35 protein-coding genes are annotated in these 19,838 nt (G+C 49.8%); 1 reads left to right on the forward strand and 34 read right to left on the reverse strand.

Features of this window, described 5'->3' with window-relative positions; translation table 11 throughout:
* Positions 1-8: 8 nt before the first annotated feature.
* The 23 genes from rpmJ to rpsJ all read right to left on the reverse strand — a co-directional run bounded on the left by rpmJ (position 9) and on the right by rpsJ (position 10,661).
* Complete coding sequence (rpmJ, locus tag C1192_RS14405) at positions 9-125, reverse strand: 50S ribosomal protein L36 (RefSeq protein ID WP_000868187.1); 117 nt, start codon at positions 123-125, stop codon at positions 9-11.
* A gap of 31 nt (positions 126-156) precedes the next feature.
* Positions 157-1,488, reverse strand: a complete 1,332-nt coding sequence (gene secY, locus C1192_RS14410) for a preprotein translocase subunit SecY (protein WP_001118864.1) — start codon at positions 1,486-1,488, stop codon at positions 157-159.
* A gap of 7 nt (positions 1,489-1,495) precedes the next feature.
* Positions 1,496-1,930, reverse strand: a complete 435-nt coding sequence (rplO, locus tag C1192_RS14415) for a 50S ribosomal protein L15 (protein ID WP_001238917.1) — start codon at positions 1,928-1,930, stop codon at positions 1,496-1,498.
* 3 nt (positions 1,931-1,933) lie between these two features.
* On the reverse strand, positions 1,934-2,113 hold the full coding sequence (gene rpmD, locus C1192_RS14420; protein ID WP_001140433.1) for a 50S ribosomal protein L30: 180 nt from the start codon (positions 2,111-2,113) through the stop codon (positions 1,934-1,936).
* A gap of 3 nt (positions 2,114-2,116) precedes the next feature.
* A complete protein-coding gene (rpsE, locus tag C1192_RS14425) occupies positions 2,117-2,620 on the reverse strand; it encodes a 30S ribosomal protein S5 (RefSeq protein WP_000940122.1) in 504 nt (167 codons plus the stop codon).
* A 14-nt stretch (positions 2,621-2,634) separates the two neighbouring features.
* On the reverse strand, positions 2,635-2,988 hold the full coding sequence (gene rplR / locus C1192_RS14430) for a 50S ribosomal protein L18 (RefSeq protein WP_000358960.1): 354 nt from the start codon (positions 2,986-2,988) through the stop codon (positions 2,635-2,637).
* A 9-nt stretch (positions 2,989-2,997) separates the two neighbouring features.
* Entirely contained in the window at positions 2,998-3,531 is a 534-nt protein-coding gene (rplF, locus tag C1192_RS14435) for a 50S ribosomal protein L6 (protein ID WP_000091945.1), read from the reverse strand.
* A 12-nt stretch (positions 3,532-3,543) separates the two neighbouring features.
* The gene (gene rpsH / locus C1192_RS14440; protein WP_000062611.1) at positions 3,544-3,936 is read right to left on the reverse strand and encodes a 30S ribosomal protein S8; all 393 of its coding nucleotides are present in this window, start codon (positions 3,934-3,936) and stop codon (positions 3,544-3,546) included.
* A 33-nt stretch (positions 3,937-3,969) separates the two neighbouring features.
* Entirely contained in the window at positions 3,970-4,275 is a 306-nt protein-coding gene (gene rpsN, locus C1192_RS14445) for a 30S ribosomal protein S14 (RefSeq protein ID WP_001118930.1), read from the reverse strand.
* A gap of 14 nt (positions 4,276-4,289) precedes the next feature.
* Positions 4,290-4,829, reverse strand: a complete 540-nt coding sequence (gene rplE / locus C1192_RS14450) for a 50S ribosomal protein L5 (protein WP_001096200.1) — start codon at positions 4,827-4,829, stop codon at positions 4,290-4,292.
* A 14-nt stretch (positions 4,830-4,843) separates the two neighbouring features.
* On the reverse strand, positions 4,844-5,158 hold the full coding sequence (rplX, locus tag C1192_RS14455) for a 50S ribosomal protein L24 (RefSeq protein WP_000729185.1): 315 nt from the start codon (positions 5,156-5,158) through the stop codon (positions 4,844-4,846).
* A 10-nt stretch (positions 5,159-5,168) separates the two neighbouring features.
* Entirely contained in the window at positions 5,169-5,540 is a 372-nt protein-coding gene (rplN, locus tag C1192_RS14460) for a 50S ribosomal protein L14 (protein ID WP_000613955.1), read from the reverse strand.
* Between the two features lie 164 nt (positions 5,541-5,704).
* Positions 5,705-5,959: a 30S ribosomal protein S17 gene (gene rpsQ / locus C1192_RS14465; protein WP_038354718.1), complete on the reverse strand. Its 255-nt coding sequence runs from the start codon at positions 5,957-5,959 to the stop codon at positions 5,705-5,707.
* Entirely contained in the window at positions 5,959-6,150 is a 192-nt protein-coding gene (rpmC, locus tag C1192_RS14470) for a 50S ribosomal protein L29 (RefSeq protein ID WP_000644742.1), read from the reverse strand. The genes rpsQ and rpmC overlap by 1 nt, the downstream gene beginning before the upstream one ends.
* On the reverse strand, positions 6,150-6,560 hold the full coding sequence (gene rplP / locus C1192_RS14475) for a 50S ribosomal protein L16 (protein WP_000941212.1): 411 nt from the start codon (positions 6,558-6,560) through the stop codon (positions 6,150-6,152). The genes rpmC and rplP overlap by 1 nt, the downstream gene beginning before the upstream one ends.
* Before the next feature lie 12 nt (positions 6,561-6,572).
* Positions 6,573-7,274, reverse strand: a complete 702-nt coding sequence (gene rpsC / locus C1192_RS14480; protein WP_000529945.1) for a 30S ribosomal protein S3 — start codon at positions 7,272-7,274, stop codon at positions 6,573-6,575.
* 17 nt (positions 7,275-7,291) lie between these two features.
* Positions 7,292-7,624, reverse strand: a complete 333-nt coding sequence (gene rplV / locus C1192_RS14485; RefSeq protein ID WP_000447529.1) for a 50S ribosomal protein L22 — start codon at positions 7,622-7,624, stop codon at positions 7,292-7,294.
* Positions 7,625-7,638: 14 nt separating this feature from the next.
* Complete coding sequence (gene rpsS / locus C1192_RS14490; protein WP_001138117.1) at positions 7,639-7,917, reverse strand: 30S ribosomal protein S19; 279 nt, start codon at positions 7,915-7,917, stop codon at positions 7,639-7,641.
* A gap of 16 nt (positions 7,918-7,933) precedes the next feature.
* Positions 7,934-8,755, reverse strand: a complete 822-nt coding sequence (rplB, locus tag C1192_RS14495; protein ID WP_000301864.1) for a 50S ribosomal protein L2 — start codon at positions 8,753-8,755, stop codon at positions 7,934-7,936.
* Between the two features lie 17 nt (positions 8,756-8,772).
* On the reverse strand, positions 8,773-9,075 hold the full coding sequence (gene rplW, locus C1192_RS14500; protein WP_000617544.1) for a 50S ribosomal protein L23: 303 nt from the start codon (positions 9,073-9,075) through the stop codon (positions 8,773-8,775).
* Positions 9,072-9,677 carry a 50S ribosomal protein L4 gene (gene rplD, locus C1192_RS14505; RefSeq protein ID WP_000424395.1) on the reverse strand — a complete coding sequence of 202 codons (606 nt, stop codon included), beginning with the start codon at positions 9,675-9,677 and terminating at the stop codon, positions 9,072-9,074. The genes rplW and rplD overlap by 4 nt, the downstream gene beginning before the upstream one ends.
* A 10-nt stretch (positions 9,678-9,687) precedes the next feature.
* Positions 9,688-10,317: a 50S ribosomal protein L3 gene (gene rplC / locus C1192_RS14510; RefSeq protein WP_000579833.1), complete on the reverse strand. Its 630-nt coding sequence runs from the start codon at positions 10,315-10,317 to the stop codon at positions 9,688-9,690.
* Between the two features lie 32 nt (positions 10,318-10,349).
* A complete protein-coding gene (rpsJ, locus tag C1192_RS14515; protein ID WP_001181004.1) occupies positions 10,350-10,661 on the reverse strand; it encodes a 30S ribosomal protein S10 in 312 nt (103 codons plus the stop codon).
* 378 nt (positions 10,662-11,039) lie between these two features.
* Here rpsJ and C1192_RS14525 point away from each other — a divergent pair, with 378 nt between their 5' ends.
* A complete protein-coding gene (locus C1192_RS14525; protein ID WP_038354719.1) occupies positions 11,040-11,507 on the forward strand; it encodes a prepilin peptidase in 468 nt (155 codons plus the stop codon).
* Here the strand turns inward: C1192_RS14525 and bfr are convergent.
* The 11 genes from bfr to fkpA all read right to left on the reverse strand — a co-directional run bounded on the left by bfr (position 11,504) and on the right by fkpA (position 19,704).
* Positions 11,504-11,980, reverse strand: coding sequence for a bacterioferritin (gene bfr / locus C1192_RS14530; RefSeq protein WP_001517203.1), 477 nt, complete (start codon positions 11,978-11,980; stop codon positions 11,504-11,506). The two genes, C1192_RS14525 and bfr, sit on opposite strands and share 4 nt — an antisense overlap.
* A 72-nt stretch (positions 11,981-12,052) precedes the next feature.
* A complete protein-coding gene (bfd, locus tag C1192_RS14535; RefSeq protein WP_000289090.1) occupies positions 12,053-12,247 on the reverse strand; it encodes a bacterioferritin-associated ferredoxin in 195 nt (64 codons plus the stop codon).
* A gap of 183 nt (positions 12,248-12,430) precedes the next feature.
* Entirely contained in the window at positions 12,431-13,615 is a 1,185-nt protein-coding gene (tuf, locus tag C1192_RS14545; RefSeq protein WP_000031784.1) for an elongation factor Tu, read from the reverse strand.
* Between the two features lie 70 nt (positions 13,616-13,685).
* Positions 13,686-15,800, reverse strand: coding sequence for an elongation factor G (gene fusA / locus C1192_RS14550; protein WP_000124700.1), 2,115 nt, complete (start codon positions 15,798-15,800; stop codon positions 13,686-13,688).
* Positions 15,801-15,896: 96 nt separating this feature from the next.
* Positions 15,897-16,367 (reverse strand): 30S ribosomal protein S7, encoded by a 471-nt coding sequence (gene rpsG, locus C1192_RS14555; protein WP_001138043.1) that lies wholly within the window; start codon positions 16,365-16,367, stop codon positions 15,897-15,899.
* 95 nt (positions 16,368-16,462) lie between these two features.
* Positions 16,463-16,837 (reverse strand): 30S ribosomal protein S12, encoded by a 375-nt coding sequence (rpsL, locus tag C1192_RS14560; RefSeq protein ID WP_000246815.1) that lies wholly within the window; start codon positions 16,835-16,837, stop codon positions 16,463-16,465.
* A gap of 125 nt (positions 16,838-16,962) precedes the next feature.
* Entirely contained in the window at positions 16,963-17,250 is a 288-nt protein-coding gene (gene tusB / locus C1192_RS14565; RefSeq protein WP_000903393.1) for a sulfurtransferase complex subunit TusB, read from the reverse strand.
* 7 nt (positions 17,251-17,257) lie between these two features.
* Positions 17,258-17,617 carry a sulfurtransferase complex subunit TusC gene (tusC, locus tag C1192_RS14570; protein ID WP_001517204.1) on the reverse strand — a complete coding sequence of 120 codons (360 nt, stop codon included), beginning with the start codon at positions 17,615-17,617 and terminating at the stop codon, positions 17,258-17,260.
* Positions 17,617-18,003, reverse strand: coding sequence for a sulfurtransferase complex subunit TusD (gene tusD, locus C1192_RS14575; protein WP_001209699.1), 387 nt, complete (start codon positions 18,001-18,003; stop codon positions 17,617-17,619). Before tusD ends, tusC begins: the two co-directional genes overlap by 1 nt.
* Positions 18,003-18,725 (reverse strand): helix-turn-helix transcriptional regulator, encoded by a 723-nt coding sequence (locus C1192_RS14580; RefSeq protein WP_000091466.1) that lies wholly within the window; start codon positions 18,723-18,725, stop codon positions 18,003-18,005. Before C1192_RS14580 ends, tusD begins: the two co-directional genes overlap by 1 nt.
* A 166-nt stretch (positions 18,726-18,891) precedes the next feature.
* Positions 18,892-19,704: an FKBP-type peptidyl-prolyl cis-trans isomerase gene (gene fkpA, locus C1192_RS14585; protein ID WP_000838277.1), complete on the reverse strand. Its 813-nt coding sequence runs from the start codon at positions 19,702-19,704 to the stop codon at positions 18,892-18,894.
* Positions 19,705-19,838 lie beyond the last annotated feature (134 nt).

A 19,838-nucleotide genomic window follows, 5' to 3' on the forward strand; every position in this document is an offset into this window, starting at 1 on the left:
CGAATAAATCAGCCTTGGCGCTGTTTATGCTTCGGCTCGGCACTGCAAATCACACGGATGACACCATCACGCTTAACGATTTTGCAGTTACGGCATAATTTCTTGACGGAAGCACGAACTTTCATTTTTACTCTCCGTAACTTCTCGGGCGCCCAATTAACGGCCGTAGCCTTTCAGGTTCGCCTTCTTCAATGCAGACTCATACTGACTGGACATCATCAGAGTTTGCACTTGAGCCATAAAGTCCATAATCACGACAACAACGATAAGCAGTGAGGTTCCACCGAAGTAGAACGGTACTTTCATTGCATCACGCATGAACTCCGGGATCAGGCAGATAAAGGTAATGTACAGCGCACCAACCAAGGTCAGGCGGGTCATTACTTTATCGATATACTTCGCCGTTTGCTCTCCCGGACGAATTCCTGGTACAAATGCACCGGACTTCTTCAGGTTATCTGCTGTTTCACGCGGGTTGAAAACCAACGCCGTGTAGAAGAAACAGAAGAAGATGATTGCAGACGCATAGAGTAACACATAAAGCGGTTGCCCAGGCTGCAAATACAGCGAAATTGTTGTCAGCCAGTTCCAACCAGTACCGCCCCCGAACCATGACGCAATGGTTGCCGGGAACAGAATAATACTGGAAGCGAAGATTGCCGGGATTACCCCCGCCATATTCACTTTCAGCGGTAAATGTGTGCTCTGTGCAGCATAGACACGACGACCCTGCTGACGTTTCGCGTAGTTTACCACAATGCGGCGTTGGCCACGCTCAACAAATACAACAAAGAACGTCACTGCAAATACTAATACTGCAACCAACAGCAACACGAGGAAGTGCAGGTCGCCTTGACGCGCTTGCTCGATAGTATGGGCAATGGCTGGCGGGAGTCCCGCGACAATACCGGCGAAGATAATGATTGAGATACCGTTGCCGATACCACGTTCAGTAATCTGTTCACCCAACCACATCAGGAACATTGTTCCTGTGACCAGACTTACAACAGCGGTGAAGTAGAATGCAAAGCCCGGATTCATAACCAGGCCTTGCATACCAGGCATATTCGGAAGACCGGTAGCAATACCGATCGACTGAAATATTGCCAGCACCAGAGTACCGTAGCGGGTGTACTGGCTGATCTTACGACGACCAGACTCCCCTTCTTTCTTAATTTCTGCCAGCGTTGGATGGACCACCGTCAGCAACTGGATAATAATTGATGCCGAAATGTACGGCATAATACCCAGAGCAAAGATAGAAGCACGGCTGAGAGCACCACCAGAGAACATGTTGAACATTTCAATGATGGTGCCTCGCTGTTGCTCAAGCAGTTTGGCAAGTACAGCGGCATCAATACCAGGGATCGGAATGAAAGAGCCAATACGGAACACAATCAGCGCACCGATAACAAACAGCAGTCTGCGTTTCAGCTCGCCTAAGCCACCTTTGGCACTTTGAAAATCTAATCCCGGTTGTTTAGCCATCTGCTACTTATTCCTCGATTTTACCGCCAGCAGCTTCGATAGCAGCACGAGCGCCTTTAGTAACACGCAGGCCACGAACAGTTACCGGAGTTGTAACTTCACCAGCAAGGATCACTTTCGCGAACTCGATCTGGATACCGATAATGTTAGCCGCTTTCAGCGTATTCAGGTCTACAACACCGCCTTCTACTTTAGCCAGGTCAGACAGACGAACTTCGGCTGTAATCGCTGCTTTACGAGAAGTGAAGCCGAATTTCGGCAGACGACGGTACAGAGGCATCTGACCACCCTCAAAACCGCGACGTACGCCACCGCCAGAACGAGACTTCTGACCTTTGTGACCACGACCACCGGTTTTACCGAGGCCAGAACCGATACCACGACCCAGACGTTTACCCGCCTTTTTGGAGCCTTCGGCCGGAGACAGAGTATTTAAACGCATCTCTTACTCCTCAACTTTAACCATGAAGGAAACCGCGTTGATCATACCGCGAATAGCAGGAGTATCCTCGCGCTCTACGGTGTGACCAATACGACGCAGACCCAGGCCAAGCAGCGTTGCCTTGTGTTTCGGCAGACGACCGATTGCACTGCGGGTTTGAGTAATTTTAATAGTCTTTGCCATGGTTTATTTCCCCAGAATTTCTTCAACGGATTTACCACGCTTGGCAGCGACCATTTCTGGAGAACTCATATTTTCCAGGCCATCAATAGTTGCACGAACCACGTTGATCGGGTTGGTAGAACCATATGCTTTAGCCAGAACGTTATGAACTCCAGCGACTTCCAGAACGGCACGCATTGCACCACCGGCAATGATACCAGTACCTTCGGAAGCCGGCTGCATGAATACGCGAGAACCCGTATGAACACCTTTAACAGGGTGCTGCAGAGTGCCGTTATTCAGCGCGACGTTAATCATATTGCGACGGGCTTTTTCCATCGCTTTCTGGATCGCTGCTGGAACTTCACGCGCTTTACCGTAACCAAAACCAACGCGACCGTTACCATCGCCTACTACAGTCAGAGCTGTGAAGGAGAAAATACGACCACCTTTAACGGTTTTAGATACGCGGTTTACCGCGATCAGCTTTTCCTGCAGTTCGCCAGCTTGTTTTTCGATGTGAGCCATCTTACACCTCTACCTTAGAACTGAAGGCCAGCTTCACGGGCAGCATCTGCCAGTGCCTGGACACGACCATGATATTGGAACCCGGAACGGTCAAAGGATACATCTTTGATGCCTTTTTCCAGAGCGCGTTCAGCGACAGCTTTACCCACAGCTGCAGCCGCGTCTTTGTTACCGGTGTACTTCAGTTGTTCAGCGATAGCTTTTTCTACAGTAGAAGCAGCTACCAGAACTTCAGAACCGTTCGGTGCAATTACCTGTGCGTAAATGTGACGCGGGGTACGATGTACCACCAGGCGAGTTGCGCCCAGCTCCTGGAGCTTGCGGCGTGCGCGGGTCGCACGACGGATACGAGCAGATTTCTTATCCATAGTGTTACCTTACTTCTTCTTAGCCTCTTTGGTACGCACGACTTCGTCGGCGTAACGAACACCCTTGCCTTTATAAGGCTCAGGACGACGGTAGGCGCGCAGATCCGCTGCAACTTGGCCGATCACCTGCTTATCAGCGCCTTTCAGCACGATTTCAGTCTGAGTCGGACATTCAGCAGTGATACCCGCAGGCAGCTGATGGTCAACAGGATGAGAGAAACCCAGAGACAGGTTAATCACATTGCCTTTAACCGCTGCACGATAACCTACACCAACCAGCTGCAGCTTCTTAGTGAAGCCTTCGGTAACACCGATAACCATTGAGTTCAGCAGGGCACGCGCAGTGCCAGCCTGTGCCCAACCGTCTGCGTAACCATCACGCGGACCGAAGGTCAGGGTATTATCTGCATGTTTAACTTCAACAGCATCGTTGAGAGTACGAGTCAGCTCGCCGTTTTTACCTTTGATCGTAATAACCTGACCGTTAATTTTTACATCAACGCCGGCAGGAACAACGACCGGTGCTTTAGCAACACGAGACATTTTTTCCTCCGATTAGGCTACGTAGCAGATAATTTCGCCACCAAGACCAGCCTGGCGCGCTGCACGATCAGTCATAACACCTTTAGAGGTAGAAACAACTGCGATACCCAGACCCGCCATAACTTTCGGCAGCTCATCTTTACGTTTATAGATGCGCAGACCTGGGCGGCTGACACGCTGAATGCTTTCTACAACAGCTTTGCCCTGGAAATACTTAAGAGTCAGTTCCAGTTCAGGCTTGGTGTCGCCTTCAACTTTAAAATCTTCAATAAAACCTTCTTCCTTCAGCACGTTGGCGATTGCCACTTTCAGCTTGGAGGAAGGCATGGTGACCGCAGCTTTGTTCGCGGCCTGACCGTTACGGATACGGGTCAGCATATCCGCGATCGGATCTTGCATGCTCATCTGTCTTTACTCCCGTGATTCAATTGGTGACAATTACCAGCTAGCCTTTTTCAGACCCGGGATTTCACCGCGCATAGCGGCTTCACGGACCTTAATACGGCTCAACCCGAACTTCCGCAGGAAACCATGCGGACGACCTGTTTGACGGCAGCGGTTACGCTGACGAGACGGGCTGGAATCACGCGGCAGAGTCTGCAGCTTGAGAACAGCATTCCAACGATCTTCGTCGGAAGCGTTCACATCAGAGATGATCGCTTTCAGTTCAGCGCGTTTCGCGAAGTATTTATCAGCTAAAGCTACGCGTTTTACTTCGCGTGCTTTCATTGATTGCTTAGCCATTTAGTAACCCTACCTTACTTGCGGAACGGGAAGTCAAAGGCAGCCAGCAGAGCACGGCCTTCTTCGTCAGATTTCGCAGTAGTGGTAATGGTAATATCCAAACCACGAACGCGGTCGACTTTATCGTAGTCGATTTCTGGGAAGATGATCTGCTCACGGACACCCATGCTGTAGTTACCACGACCGTCGAAAGACTTAGCGGACAAGCCACGGAAGTCACGGATACGCGGTACAGCAATAGTGATCAGGCGCTCAAAGAACTCCCACATGCGTTCGCCACGCAGAGTTACTTTACAGCCGATCGGATAGCCCTGACGGATTTTGAAGCCTGCAACAGATTTGCGTGCTTTGGTGATCAGCGGTTTTTGACCGGAGATTGCTGCCAGGTCTGCTGCTGCGTTATCCAGCAGTTTTTTGTCAGCGATCGCTTCACCAACACCCATGTTCAGGGTGATCTTCTCGACCCGAGGGACTTGCATGACAGAATTGTAGTTAAACTCAGTCATGAGTTTTTTAACTACTTCGTCTTTGTAGTAATCATGCAGTTTCGCCATCGTACTACTCCAAATTACTTGATAGTTTCGCTGTTAGACTTGAAGAAACGGACTTTTTTACCGTCTTCGAATCTAAAGCCTACACGGTCAGCCTTGCCGGTTGCCGCATTGAAGATTGCTACGTTGGAAACCTGAATAGCGGCTTCTTTCTCAACGATGCCACCCGGTTGGTTCAGAGCCGGAACTGGCTTCTGGTGTTTCTTAACCAGGTTGATACCTTCAACAATGACCTTGCCGGAAGACAGGACATTCTTAACTTTACCGCGCTTACCTTTATCTTTACCGGTTAACACGATAACTTCGTCATCACGACGGATCTTCGCTGCCATGATTCGCTCCTTAGAGTACTTCTGGTGCCAGAGAGATAATTTTCATGAACTTCTCACTACGAAGCTCACGAGTTACCGGCCCAAAAATACGCGTACCGATAGGCTGCTCGCTGTTGTTGTTCAGAAGAACACAAGCATTACCATCGAAGCGAATGACAGAACCGTCCGGGCGACGAACACCCTTCTTGGTGCGCACCACTACCGCCTTCAGCACATCACCTTTTTTGACCTTACCACGCGGAATTGCTTCTTTGATGGTGATCTTGATGATGTCGCCTACGCCTGCGTAGCGACGGTGCGAGCCACCCAGAACCTTGATACACATTACGCGACGTGCACCGGAGTTGTCGGCGACGTTCAGCATAGTCTGTTCTTGGATCATTTTAGTGCTCCGCTAATGTCAACTACTACTGAGACCCGAAAATCAGGCCGTTAAAAAGCCCCATATCGAGGGCGCGGCATTATAACACCGCTTCAACGATAAGGGTAGAAAAAATAAACGGCTCATCGCTGAGCCGTTTATTCGTATCGAGAAAGTGTACTGTATTACAGAATCGCTTTCTCTACAACGCGAACCAGCGTCCAGGATTTGGTCTTGGACAGCGGACGGCATTCGCGGATTTCAACCACGTCACCGATACCGCATTCGTTGTTCTCGTCATGTACGTGCAGTTTGGTCGTACGCTTGATGAATTTACCGTAGATCGGGTGTTTCACAAAACGTTCGATAGCAACAACAATGGATTTCTCCATTTTGTCGCTAACAACGCGACCTTGCAGAGTACGGATTTTATCGGTCATTACGCACCCGCCTTCTCAGTCAGTAAAGTCTTAACGCGTGCGACATCGCGACGCACTTGCTTCAACAGGTGAGACTGTTGCAGCTGGCCACTTGCAGCCTGCATACGCAGGTTGAACTGCTCACGCAGCAGGTTCAGCAGCTCGGTGTTCAGCTCTTCAACGCTCTTCTCACGCAGCTCTTTTGCTTTCATTACATCACCGTCTTAGTTACAAAGGTGGTTTTAATCGGCAGTTTCGCTGCTGCCAGCTTGAATGCTTCACGGGCCAGCTCTTCCGGAACACCGTCCATTTCATACAGGACTTTACCCGGCTGAATCAAGGCAACCCAATACTCCACGTTACCTTTACCTTTACCCATACGCACTGCCAGCGGCTTTTCAGTGATCGGTTTGTCCGGGAACACACGGATCCAGATCTTACCTTGACGCTTAACTGCACGGGTCATAGCACGACGTGCTGCTTCGATCTGACGTGCAGTCAGACGACCACGGCCAACAGCTTTCAGACCGAAGCTGCCGAAGCTAACATCCGTACCCTGCGCCAGACCGCGGTTACGGCCTTTGTGCATTTTACGGAATTTTGTACGCTTTGGTTGTAACATCAGCGACGCTCCTTATTTACGGCCTTTACGCTGCTGCTTTTTAGGCTGAGCAGCCGGTTTTTCCGGTTGTTCAACAGCAGCCATACCACCCAGGATCTCGCCTTTGAAGATCCACACTTTAACGCCGATTACACCGTAAGTGGTGTGCGCTTCGGAGGTGTTGTAGTCGATGTCAGCACGCAGAGTGTGCAGCGGTACGCGACCTTCGCGGTACCATTCGGTACGTGCGATTTCCGCGCCGCCCAGACGGCCGCTAACTTCAACTTTGATACCTTTAGCGCCCAGACGCATTGCGTTCTGTACAGCACGCTTCATAGCACGACGGAACATAACGCGACGTTCCAGCTGAGAAGTGATGCTGTCAGCAACCAGTTTTGCGTCCAGTTCAGGCTTACGAACTTCGGCGATGTTGATCTGTGCAGGAACGCCAGCGATGTCCGCTACGACCTTACGCAGTTTTTCTACGTCTTCACCTTTCTTACCGATAACGATACCCGGGCGAGCAGTGTGAATGGTTACACGGATGCTCTTAGCCGGACGCTCGATAACGATACGAGATACGGACGCTTTAGCCAGTTCCTTAGTCAGGTACTGACGTACTTTAAAATCGCTGTCCAGGTTGTCAGCGAATTCTTTGGTGTTCGCAAACCAGGTAGAGTTCCATGGTTTTACAATACCCAGGCGAATACCATTAGGATGTACTTTCTGACCCATTGCTAGTCTCCAGAGTCTCAGCGATCGGACACAACCACAGTGATGTGGCTGGTGCGCTTCAGGATGCGATCTGCACGACCTTTTGCACGCGGCATAATGCGCTTCATGCTCGGGCCTTCGTCTACGAAAATTTTCGTAACTTTCAGATCGTCAATGTCAGCGCCATCGTTGTGTTCAGCGTTAGCAATGGCAGATTCCAGAACTTTCTTGACCAGTACAGCCGCTTTCTTGTTGGTGTAGGTCAGAATATCCAGAGCCTGCGACACTTTCTTACCGCGAATCAGGTCAGCAACAAGGCGAACCTTCTGAGCAGAAGAACGAGCATGGCGATGTTTAGCGATAGTTTCCATCTCTTCCTCCTACCTTATTTCTTTTTCGCTTTTTTATCAGCAGCATGGCCGCGATAAGTACGAGTCGGTGCGAATTCACCCAGTTTGTGACCAACCATTTCGTCGGTTACAAATACCGGAACGTGCTGACGACCATTATGGACAGCGATGGTCAAACCGATCATGTTAGGAAAGATCGTTGAACGACGGGACCAAGTGCGCAGGGGCTTCTTGTCTCCGCTTTCCACCGCTTTCTCTACCTTCTTCAGCAAGTGCAGGTCAATAAAAGGACCTTTCTTGAGAGAACGTGGCATGGCTTATCCTCTAAAATTATTTGCTACGGCGACGTACGATAAATTTATCAGTACGCTTGTTGCTGCGGGTCTTCTTACCTTTGGTCTGAACGCCCCACGGAGTTACCGGGTGCTTACCAAAGTTACGACCTTCACCACCACCATGTGGGTGGTCTACCGGGTTCATCGCCGTACCGCGAACGGTAGGACGAACACCACGCCAGCGTGCAGCACCTGCTTTACCCAGAACGCGCAGCATATGCTCAGCATTGCCAACTTCGCCCAGAGTAGCGCGGCAGTCTGCTTCTACTTTACGCATTTCACCAGAACGCAGACGCAGGGTGACATAAGCACCGTCGCGAGCAACGATCTGAACGTAAGTACCAGCGGAACGTGCCAGCTGACCGCCTTTACCTGGTTTCATTTCTACGTTGTGAACAGTAGAACCAACCGGGATGTTGCGCATCGGCAGAGTGTTGCCTGGTTTGATTGCAGCATCAACGCCAGACTGAATCTGGTCGCCAGCTTTCAGGCCTTTAGGGGCCAGGATGTAACGGCGCTCACCGTCTTTGTACAGAACCAGCGCGATGTTCGCGGAACGGTTCGGATCGTACTCAAGACGTTCAACAACTGCCGGAATACCGTCTTTGTTGCGTTTGAAGTCAACAATACGGTAAGCCTGCTTGTGGCCACCACCGATATGACGAGTGGTGATACGGCCATTGTTGTTACGACCACCGGATTTGCTGTTTTTTTCCAGCAACGGAGCAAAAGGTTTGCCCTTGTGCAGCTCAGGGTTAACCACTTTAACAACGTGGCGACGACCCGGAGATGTCGGTTTACATTTAACAACTGCCATTGTATTACTCCTCCGACTTACTCAGCGCCGCCAACGAAGTCCAGGTTCTGGCCTTCTTTCAGGGTGACGTAAGCTTTTTTCCAGTCGCTACGACGACCGATACGCTGTCCGTGACGTTTAACTTTCCCTTTAACAACCAGGGTGTTAACGACTTCGACTTCGACTTCAAACAGTTTCTGCACAGCAGCTTTGATTTCTGCTTTGGTCGCGTCTTTAGCAACTTTGAGCACGATGGTGTTAGATTTTTCCATCGCAGTAGACGCTTTTTCAGAAACGTGCGGTGCACGCAGCACCTTCAGCAGACGTTCTTCACGAATCATGCCAGCATCTCCTCAACTTGCTTAACAGCATCAGCAGTCATTACGACTTTGTCGAAGGCGATCAGGCTAACCGGGTCGATACCAGTTGCATCGCGTACGTCAACCTTGTGCAGGTTGCGCGCAGCCAAGAACAGGTTCTCGTCCAGCTCACCGGTGATGATCAGCACATCTTCCAGAGCCATGTCTTTCAGTTTCTGTGCCAGCAGCTTAGTTTTCGGTGCTTCTACAGAGAACTTCTCGACAACGATCAGACGATCCTGACGTACCAGTTCGGACAGGATGCTTTTCAGCGCGCCGCGGTACATCTTCTTGTTAACTTTTTGACTGTGGTCCTGCGGACGAGCAGCGAAGGTCACGCCACCAGAACGCCAAATCGGGCTCTTGATAGAACCAGAACGCGCACGGCCGGTGCCTTTCTGGCGCCACGGTTTTTTACCGGAACCAGTTACTTCAGCACGAGTCTTCTGAGCACGAGTACCCTGACGAGCACCGGCTGCATAAGCAACAACAACCTGGTGAACCAGCGCTTCGTTGAAATCACGACCGAAGGTAGTTTCGGAAACAGTCAGCGCGCTCTGCGCGTCTTTCAATACTAATTCCATTGCTATCTCCTTACGCCTTCACAGCTGGTTTAACGATCAGGTCGCTACCGGTTGCACCCGGGACTGCACCTTTCACCAGCAGCAGGTTGCGCTCAGCGTCAACGCGTACTACGTCAAGGCTCTGAACGGTTACACGTTCGTTACCCATCTGACCTGCCATTTTCTTGCCTTTGAACACTTTGCCCGGAGTCTGGTTCTGACCGATAGAACCCGGTACGCGGTGAGACAAGGAGTTACCGTGAGTAGCATCCTGGGTACGGAAGTTCCAGCGCTTAACGGTACCTGCGAAACCTTTACCTTTAGAGGTGCCAGTTACGTCAACTTTTTTAACGTCAGCAAACAGTTCAACGCTAATGCTCTGACCTACAGTGAACTCTTCGCCTTCAGCCAGGCGGAATTCCCACAGACCACGGCCAGCTTCTACGCCAGCTTTAGCAAAGTGGCCAGCTTCAGGCTTGGTCACACGGTTAGCTTTTTTAGCACCGGTGGTTACCTGAATAGCACGGTAGCCATCGTTAGCCAGGTCTTTAACCTGAGTAACGCGGTTTGCTTCAACTTCGATTACGGTTACTGGGATAGAAACGCCGTCTTCTGTGAAGATACGGGTCATACCCACTTTTTTACCGACTAAACCAATCATTGTTTCAACCTCTCAATCGCTCAATGACCTGATTAACCCAGGCTGATCTGCACGTCTACACCGGCAGCCAGATCCAGACGCATCAGAGCATCAACGGTTTTCTCGGTTGGCTCAACGATGTCAACCAGACGCAAGTGAGTACGGATTTCGTACTGATCACGCGCGTCTTTGTTGACGTGCGGAGAGATCAGAACAGTGAAGCGCTCTTTGCGTGTCGGCAGCGGGATCGGACCACGGACCTGCGCACCAGTGCGCTTGGCAGTCTCGACGATTTCCGCGGTTGCTTGATCGATCAGACGATGATCAAACGCTTTCAGGCGGATACGGATTCTTTGGTTCTGCATGAGACCAGAGCTCCAATTATTTTATAAACGAAAATGATTACTCCTCAGACCCATTACGATTGATGGGAGAGTGTAACCGTTCTTACGTAGCTCCCCGATTGGGAGCATTGTTAGGTAGCCAAAATCAGCTAACTGAGGTTCAGATTGAACCTGCTGTCAACTACGACAAGCCCGCGCATTATACGTAAATCTGAGCCTGACGCAAGCATCGCGTAGAAATTAATCGTAGTGAGCATATTGCGAACTACATTCCACCAAATATGTAAGGTTGTGAAGAGAGAATTTTTCGCCGGAACCAGGTTAACAAAGTCGGCAATTCTTTGTTGCTGATTATCTGGACTTATTCGAAGGTGATACTCCATTTACAGAGGATGCTTTATGGATGTCACCTTTCCTTTTCTGATTTTATACATTTGTTTATCGTCCCTGCTTTTTTTCTATGATGCAAAACATGGCTTGCTGCCTGACAGGTTTACCTGCCCATTACTCTGGTCCGGGCTTCTTTTTTATCAAATTTGTCACCCTGGCGGTTTAGCCGATGCGTTATGGGGGGCCATTATCGGTTACGGTGCATTCGCCATTATCTACTGGGGTTATCGCATACTGCGCCATAAAGAAGGATTAGGCTATGGCGATGTGAAGTTTCTCGCAGCCCTCGGAGCCTGGCATACATGGGCATTTCTGCCACGGCTGGTTTTTCTTGCTGCGTCATTCGCCTGCGGAGCTGTTGTTATTGGTGTGCTCATGAGGGGAAAAGCATCATTAAAAAACCCGCTGCCTTTCGGACCATTTCTGGCGGCTGCGGGTTTCGTTGTAGGCTGGGATAGTCTGCTGACGGGCAGTTAATCATTAACTTTAATTTGTGATTGCAGGTAATTCTGTAGGCCTATTTTATCAATGAGATCAAGTTCAGTTTCTAGCCAGTCAATATGGCCTTCTTCATCAGCAAGAATTTCGATCATCATATCGCGGCTGACATAGTCACGGACATTGTCGGCGTAGGCGATGGCCTCACGAAGATCCTTTGCCCCTTCCAACTCTAAACGCAGGTCGGACTGCAGCATCTCTTCGACATCTTCACCTATTCCCAGCTTACCCAGATCCTGTAAATTGGGGATTCCTTCTAAGAATAAAATACGCTCGATATATTTATCAGCGTGTTTCATCTCATCGATGGATTCATGGTATTCGACGTTATTAAGGCGCATCAGGCCCCAGTTTTTAAACATCCGGGCATGAAGAAAATACTGATTGATTGCGACAAGCTCATTTCCCAATAGTTTATTGAGATAATTTATGATTTTAACATCACCTTTCATTTTATAGTCCCTCCGCTTCCACTATTAGAGCGTAGATGGGGCTAGCGGGATGTCAAAAAATAAGCGCGGGCTTCAGGCAATCTCTTTAAATTCGGGCATCTGCATCAACTCATCCTGCATCACTTCGCGTGCGGCGCGAATGCACTTACCACATTGATTTCCCACAGGAATAAACTTACGTAATTGTTGAAAAGACTGAGGATGAAATTGACGTACCGCCTGACGAATTTTTTTGTCACTTACACCATTACACAAACAAACGTACATGATTACTCCCGTTCAAATTCTGCGCAAAGTGTAAATGAGAATAGTTATGATTACAATAGCACAATTTTATTTGCACCACGGTACAGCGAGCAAGAATTACGACTAAATATTTCCAGAATAAATTACGGGCAGCAAAAAGGGCGCCGAAGCGCCCTTTTCAATTCAAAACTAATTAACGAGTAATTAGCTCAGAACTTTAGCTACAACGCCCGCGCCAACGGTACGGCCGCCTTCACGGATTGCGAAACGCAGACCGTCGTCCATCGCGATCGGGTGGATCAGGGTAACAACCATTTTGATGTTGTCGCCCGGCATTACCATCTCTACGCCTTCCGGCAGTTCGATAGTACCAGTCACGTCAGTAGTACGGAAGTAGAACTGCGGACGGTAGCCTTTGAAGAACGGAGTATGACGGCCGCCTTCATCTTTGGACAGAATGTACACTTCAGATTCGAACTTGGTGTGCGGCTTGATGGTGCCCGGCTTAGCCAGTACCTGACCACGTTCGATTTCTTCACGTTTGATACCACGCAGCAGAACACCTACGTTCTCACCAGCACGGCCTTCGTCCAGCAGTTTGCGGAACATTTCAACGCCAGTACAGGTAGACTTCTGAGTCTCTTTGATACCAACGATTTCAACTTCTTCGCCAACTTTGATGATACCGCGTTCCACACGACCGGTAACAACAGTACCACGACCGGAGATGGAGAATACGTCTTCGATCGGCAGCAGGAACGGCTTGTCAATCGCACGCTCTGGTTCCGGAATGTAAGAATCCAGGAAGCCAGCCAGTTCCAGGATTTTCGCTTCCCACTCTGCATCGCCTTCCAGCGCTTTCAGTGCAGAACCACGAACGATCGGAGTGTCGTCGCCCGGGAAGTCGTACTGAGACAGAAGTTCACGAACTTCCATTTCAACCAGTTCCAGCAGCTCTTCGTCATCAACCATGTCGCATTTGTTCAGGAACACGATGATGTACGGAACGCCTACCTGACGACCCAGCAGGATGTGCTCACGGGTCTGCGGCATCGGGCCGTCAGTCGCAGCAACAACCAGGATCGCGCCGTCCATCTGAGCAGCACCAGTGATCATGTTTTTAACATAGTCGGCGTGCCCCGGGCAGTCTACGTGTGCGTAGTGACGGGTCGGGGTGTCGTATTCAACGTGAGAAGTGTTGATGGTGATACCACGAGCTTTTTCTTCCGGCGCGTTATCGATCTGGTCGAATGCACGAGCAGCACCGCCGTAGGTTTTAGCCAGTACGGTGGTGATTGCAGCGGTCAGAGTAGTTTTACCGTGGTCAACGTGGCCGATAGTACCAACGTTAACGTGCGGTTTTGTACGTTCAAATTTTTCTTTAGACACGGCTATATTCCTTACTATAGTGCTCTCCCCTTCAGGAGAGAGCACGGGACTTTGGTATTAACCCTGAGGCTTATTTACCACGGGCTTCAATTACGGCCTGAGCAACGTTACTCGGCGCTTCATCATACTTCAGGAATTCCATAGTGTATGATGCGCGACCTTTAGTCAGAGAGCGCAGCTGAGTTGCATATCCGAACATTTCAGACAGCGGTACTTCAGCGTGGATCTTAACGCCAGTAACTTCAGATTCCTGACCTTTGAGCATACCACGACGACGGCTCAAGTCACCGATAACGTCACCGGTGTTCTCTTCAGGAGTTTCTACTTCAACCTTCATGATCGGCTCAAGCAGAACTGGTTTCGCTTTCTTAAAGCCTTCTTTAAAGGCGATAGAAGCAGCCAGTTTAAACGCCAGTTCAGAGGAGTCAACGTCATGGTAAGAACCGAAGTGCAGACGAATACCCATGTCTACTACCGGGTAGCCTGCCAGCGGGCCAGCTTTCAGTTGTTCCTGGATACCTTTATCAACGGCCGGGATGTATTCGCCAGGGATTACACCACCTTTAATGTCGTTGATGAACTCGTAGCCTTTCGGGTTTGAACCCGGCTCCAGCGGGTACATGTCGATAACAACATGACCATACTGACCACGACCACCAGACTGTTTCGCGTGTTTACCTTCAACATCGGTAACTTTCTGGCGGATAGTTTCACGGTAAGCAACCTGCGGTTTACCTACGTTCGCTTCAACGTTGAATTCACGCTTCATACGGTCAACGATGATGTCGAGGTGCAGCTCACCCATACCCGCGATGATGGTCTGGTTAGATTCTTCGTCAGTCCATACACGGAAAGACGGGTCTTCTTTAGCCAGACGGCCCAGAGCCAGCCCCATTTTTTCCTGGTCAGCTTTGGTTTTCGGTTCTACTGCGATGGAGATTACCGGCTCAGGGAATTCCATACGTTCCAGAATGATCGGCGCATCCGGGTCACACAGGGTGTCACCAGTGGTTACGTCTTTCAGACCGATTGCAGCAGCGATGTCGCCCGCACGAACTTCTTTGATCTCTTCACGTTTGTTAGCATGCATCTGAACGATACGGCCGAAACGCTCACGTGCAGCTTTCACGGAGTTCAGTACGGTATCACCAGAGTTAACCACACCGGAGTACACACGGAAGAAGGTCAGGTTACCAACAAACGGGTCGGTAGCAATTTTGAACGCCAGTGCAGAGAACGGCTCGTCATCACTTGCGTGACGTTCAGCCGGAGTGTCTTTACCGTCGTCCAGGATACCGTTGATCGCAGGTACGTCAACCGGGGATGGCAGGTAATCAATTACCGCATCCAGCATCGCCTGAACACCTTTGTTCTTGAACGCAGAACCACAGGTTACCAGGATGATTTCGTTGTTCAGAACGCGTTGACGCAGAGCACCTTTGATTTCTGCTTCAGTCAGTTCTTCACCACCCAGGTATTTTTCCATCAGCTCTTCAGAAGCTTCAGCCGCGGATTCGATCAGGTTCTGGTGCCATTCGTTAGCCAGTTCAACCATGTCTGCCGGGATATCTTCGTATTCGAAGGTTACGCCCTGGTCAGCATCGTTCCAGTTGATAGCTTTCATTTTCACCAGGTCAACAACACCGGTGAAATGTTCTTCAGCACCAATCGCCAACTGCAGCGGAACCGGGTTCGCGCCCAGACGGGTTTTGATCTGGTTAACAACTTTCAGGAAGTTCGCACCCATGCGGTCCATTTTGTTAACGAACGCAATGCGCGGAACTTTATATTTGTTTGCCTGACGCCATACGGTTTCAGACTGCGGCTGAACACCACCAACTGCGCAGTAAACCATTACCGCACCATCGAGAACACGCATGGAACGTTCTACTTCGATTGTGAAGTCAACGTGCCCCGGGGTGTCGATGATGTTGATGCGATGCGGCTCATACTGCTTAGCCATACCAGACCAGAATGCAGTAGTCGCAGCGGAAGTGATGGTAATACCACGTTCCTGCTCCTGCTCCATCCAGTCCATGGTTGCAGCGCCGTCATGAACTTCACCGATTTTATGGTTTACACCGGTGTAGAACAGAATACGTTCGGTAGTAGTGGTTTTACCGGCGTCGATGTGCGCACTGATACCGATGTTACGGTAGCGTGCGATGGGTGTTGTACGAGCCATTTGTTTCCTCGTTTATCTTTTAGGCGTTCAATTTAAGTAGCCCAAAGCGGGCTGCTTACTGGAAGCGCCCGCCTGGTGACTAAAACTCCGAAGGGATTACCAACGGTAGTGTGCGAACGCCTTGTTGGCTTCGGCCATACGGTGAACGTCTTCACGTTTCTTAACTGCAGTGCCTTTGTTTTCTGCAGCATCGGAAAGTTCGTTCGCCAAGCGCAGAGCCATGGATTTATCACCGCGTTTACGAGCAGCTTCAACGATCCAACGCATTGCCAGAGCATTACGACGAACCGGACGGACTTCAACTGGGACCTGATAAGTAGAACCACCAACGCGGCGAGACTTAACTTCGACAGTCGGGCGCACGTTTTCGAGAGCTACTTCGAATGCTTCCAGTTCAGATTTACCAGAACGCTGAGCCAGGGTCTCCAGCGCGCTGTATACGATAGATTCAGCAGTAGATTTTTTACCATCTACCATCAGGATATTTACAAATTTAGCCAGCAGTTCTGATCCGAACTTCGGATCTGGCAGAATTTTACGCTGACCAATGACGCGACGACGTGGCATGGAAATACTCCGTTGTTAATTCAGGATTGTCCAAAACTCTACGAGTTTAGTTTGACATTAATTTAAAACGTTTGGCCTTACTTAACGGAGAACCATTAAGCCTTAGGACGCTTCACGCCATACTTGGAACGAGCCTGCTTACGGTCTTTAACGCCGGAGCAGTCAAGCGCACCACGTACGGTGTGGTAACGAACACCCGGGAGGTCTTTAACACGACCGCCACGGATCAGGATCACGGAGTGTTCCTGCAAGTTGTGACCTTCACCACCGATGTAGGAAGTCACTTCGAAACCGTTAGTCAGACGAACACGGCATACTTTACGCAGTGCGGAGTTCGGTTTTTTAGGAGTGGTAGTATATACACGAGTACATACGCCACGTTTTTGCGGGCATGCTTCCAGCGCAGGCACGTTGCTTTTCGCAACTTTGCGAGCACGTGGTTTGCGTACCAGCTGGTTAACTGTTGCCATTAAATAGCTCCTGGTTTTAGCTTTTGCTTCGTAAACACGTAATAAAACGTCCTCACACAATATGAGGACGCCGAATTTTAGGGCGGTGTCGAAAAGGTGTCAAGAAATATACAACGATCCCGCCGTCACCAGGCCATCTGACTGGTGTGCTTAACCGTAAGTCTGACGAAATCAGTATAGTCAATTCGGATGATATCGTTCGAAATTTGACCACTCAAACCGCGAGCAATGAGGTCTTCGTTCAGGGCATAGACCTTAATGGGGGCATTACGTAGACTTTCAAGGTAGCGGTTACCGTCAACTGCGGCAGTTACACCATCCTGCAATAACAGCAGTTCGTCGCCCTCACCGAGCAGACGCAGCAGTGCAGAAAAATCCGTCAACCAGGGGGAGCGATGTAATGTGTGCAGCATGGACGCCTCAAAATCTTAAAATAACATCATAATTGCCAAGCTCACGACGTAATGTTTCAGCTTCGAGCGGCGTGGCTTCCACGACCAATGGTGTCTCCGGATTTAACCCGCGTTCACGTAGTGAAGCCGCACAAACCCAACACTGTTCAATGTCGTAAAGCCCCAGCAGTTTAAAGGTAGCGATGTAATCACGCGCCAGCACTACATCGGGCTTTTGGCCTGGCAGAATTTGAAAAACACCATCGGCAATAAAGAAAACTGCAATATCGTCAGTTAATGCGGAGGTTGCGAGTAATGCATCTAATCCTTCACGGCCAGCCGCTGTGCCGTGGGGTGCAGTAGAAAAGACAAACGCAATTCGTTTCATCAGAACTGTACTACCCTGTCGCAGGTCAGCGAGGCTTCCGCCAGAGCGCCAAGGCCACTTAAGGTAAAGCCCGGCTGGAGATTAGCTGATGCCAGACCTAATCTTCCAGCCTCGGTTTCATCGACAATACCGCGACGTAATGCTGCCGCCACACAGATATTCAGCATCACGCCGTGTTGTGTATTCAATTGCTGCCAGCCGCGCACAAGGTCAAATTCATCACTCGCGGGAGAGGTCAACTGGTTGGCGTTGTAGACACCTTCCCGGTAGAAAAAGACGCTACTCAGCTCATGACCTTCGGCTATCAGCGCCTGCGCAAACTGAAAAGCACTACTCGCCTGTTGCGTACCGTATGCTGGCCCGGTTACCACGATGGCAAAACGCATTACTTATCTTGCCCCTGGAAATCACCGCTCTTGAACTGACGGATATAGAGATAGACAGTATGTTTGGAGATATTCAGACGGTCAGCCACCTGGTTGATCGCGTCTTTGATGTCGAAGATGCCTTTCTCGTAAAGATTCAGCACGATCTGGCGATTTTTGGCGTTATTAGAAACATTGCGATCGGCGTTCACTTCTTCAATGGTGAACTCCAGCGTTTGGGTAACCAGATCTTCAACAGAAGAGGCAAAGTTGACGCTTGAACCGACATCCGGGGTTTCTGGCGGCACAAAAGTGCTCATAATCTGCGAGAAAGGAACATCAAGATTCATATTGATACATAGCAGACCAATCACTCGCTGTTCGCGGTTACGAATGGCGATTGTCAGGGACTTCATTAATACTCCGCTTTTGGCGCGAGTAAAGTAGCATTTAGAAACGCTGCTATCCGCCCCCGTCATATCGTGCAGCATACGCAGCGCCAGATCGGTAATTGGCGAACCAATCTTCCGGCCTGTATGTTCACCGTTGGCAATACGAATGGCTGAACATTTTAAATCCTGCAAAGAGTGCAAAACGATTTCACAGTGGGAGCCAATGAGCATCGCTAACCCGTCCACCACCGCTTCGTAGGATTTCAGAATATCAAAATCGGTCTGGTCGAAAGGACGTTGATCCAGTAAATCCAACTCACTGGTTTCGTTGGTTAAAAGCGACCTGGACATGAAAAAAAACACTCCTTTTCAGGAGCCTGTCGTTAACTTTTCAGGGCAGGCTCATTAATGATGCGGGTAATTAAATTAATACAGCGGAGGTTCCGCTTTCCAGCACTAATTATATCCGGCCTGCAATAAAAAAACCGCCGCCTGGTCAGGCGGCGGTTTTTAATGCTTATTTTTTAGCAGAATCTGCTGCTTTAGCATCTGCTTCTGGCTTCGTATCAGCCTTCGGCGCTGGTTTCACATCCAGCAGCTCTACGTCAAACACCAGGGTAGAATTCGGTGGGATCCCCGGAACACCCGCTTTGCCGTAAGCCAGTTCTGGTGGAATAACCAGCTTAATCTTGCCGCCTTTCTTAATGTTCTTCAGACCTTCAGTCCAGCCCGGGATTACACCATCCAGACGGAAGGAGAGCGGTTCACCACGGGTGTAAGAGTTATCGAACTCTTTACCGTCGATCAGCGTACCTTTGTAGTTCACCACAACAGTGTCGCTGTCTTTCGGTGCTTCACCTTTACCGGCATCCAGGACTTGATACACCAGGCCAGTAGAAGAGGTTTTCACACCTTTCTCTTTGGCAAATTTCTCGCGGTACTCTTTACCTTTCGCTTCGTTATCAGCCGCATCTTTTTCCATCTTCGCCTGAGCGGAGGATTTCACGCGTGCTTCAAACGCTTGCAGAGTCTGTTCGATCTCTTGATCGGAAAGTTTGCTCTTATCAGCAAATGCATCCTGAACGCCAGCGATCAGCTGATCTTTATCCAGTTTAATGCCCAACTTTTCTTGTTCTTTCAGAGAATTTTCCATGTAACGACCCAGCGAAGCGCCCAGTGCGTAAGCTGATTTCTGATCGTCATTTTTGAACGCTGCTTTGCTGTCAGCAGTTGTAGCAGGTTTCGCCGCTTCGGCAGCAAAAGTGATTGGTGTATGCAGGGCAACAGCCATTGTGGTCGCCAGCAGCGTTACTTTAAACAGTGATTTCATCCATATCTCCAGGATCGGGGCATCTCACCCCAGGGTTAACTATTATCAGAAGGGTACTATAAAGCGTTGTCGGATAAATCTACATACAGACACGCCCTATTATCATCTATTTTCAGACTCTTTTTGTTTAAATT

The organism is Escherichia marmotae, from assembly GCF_002900365.1.
GTDB lineage: Bacteria > Pseudomonadota > Gammaproteobacteria > Enterobacterales > Enterobacteriaceae > Escherichia > Escherichia marmotae.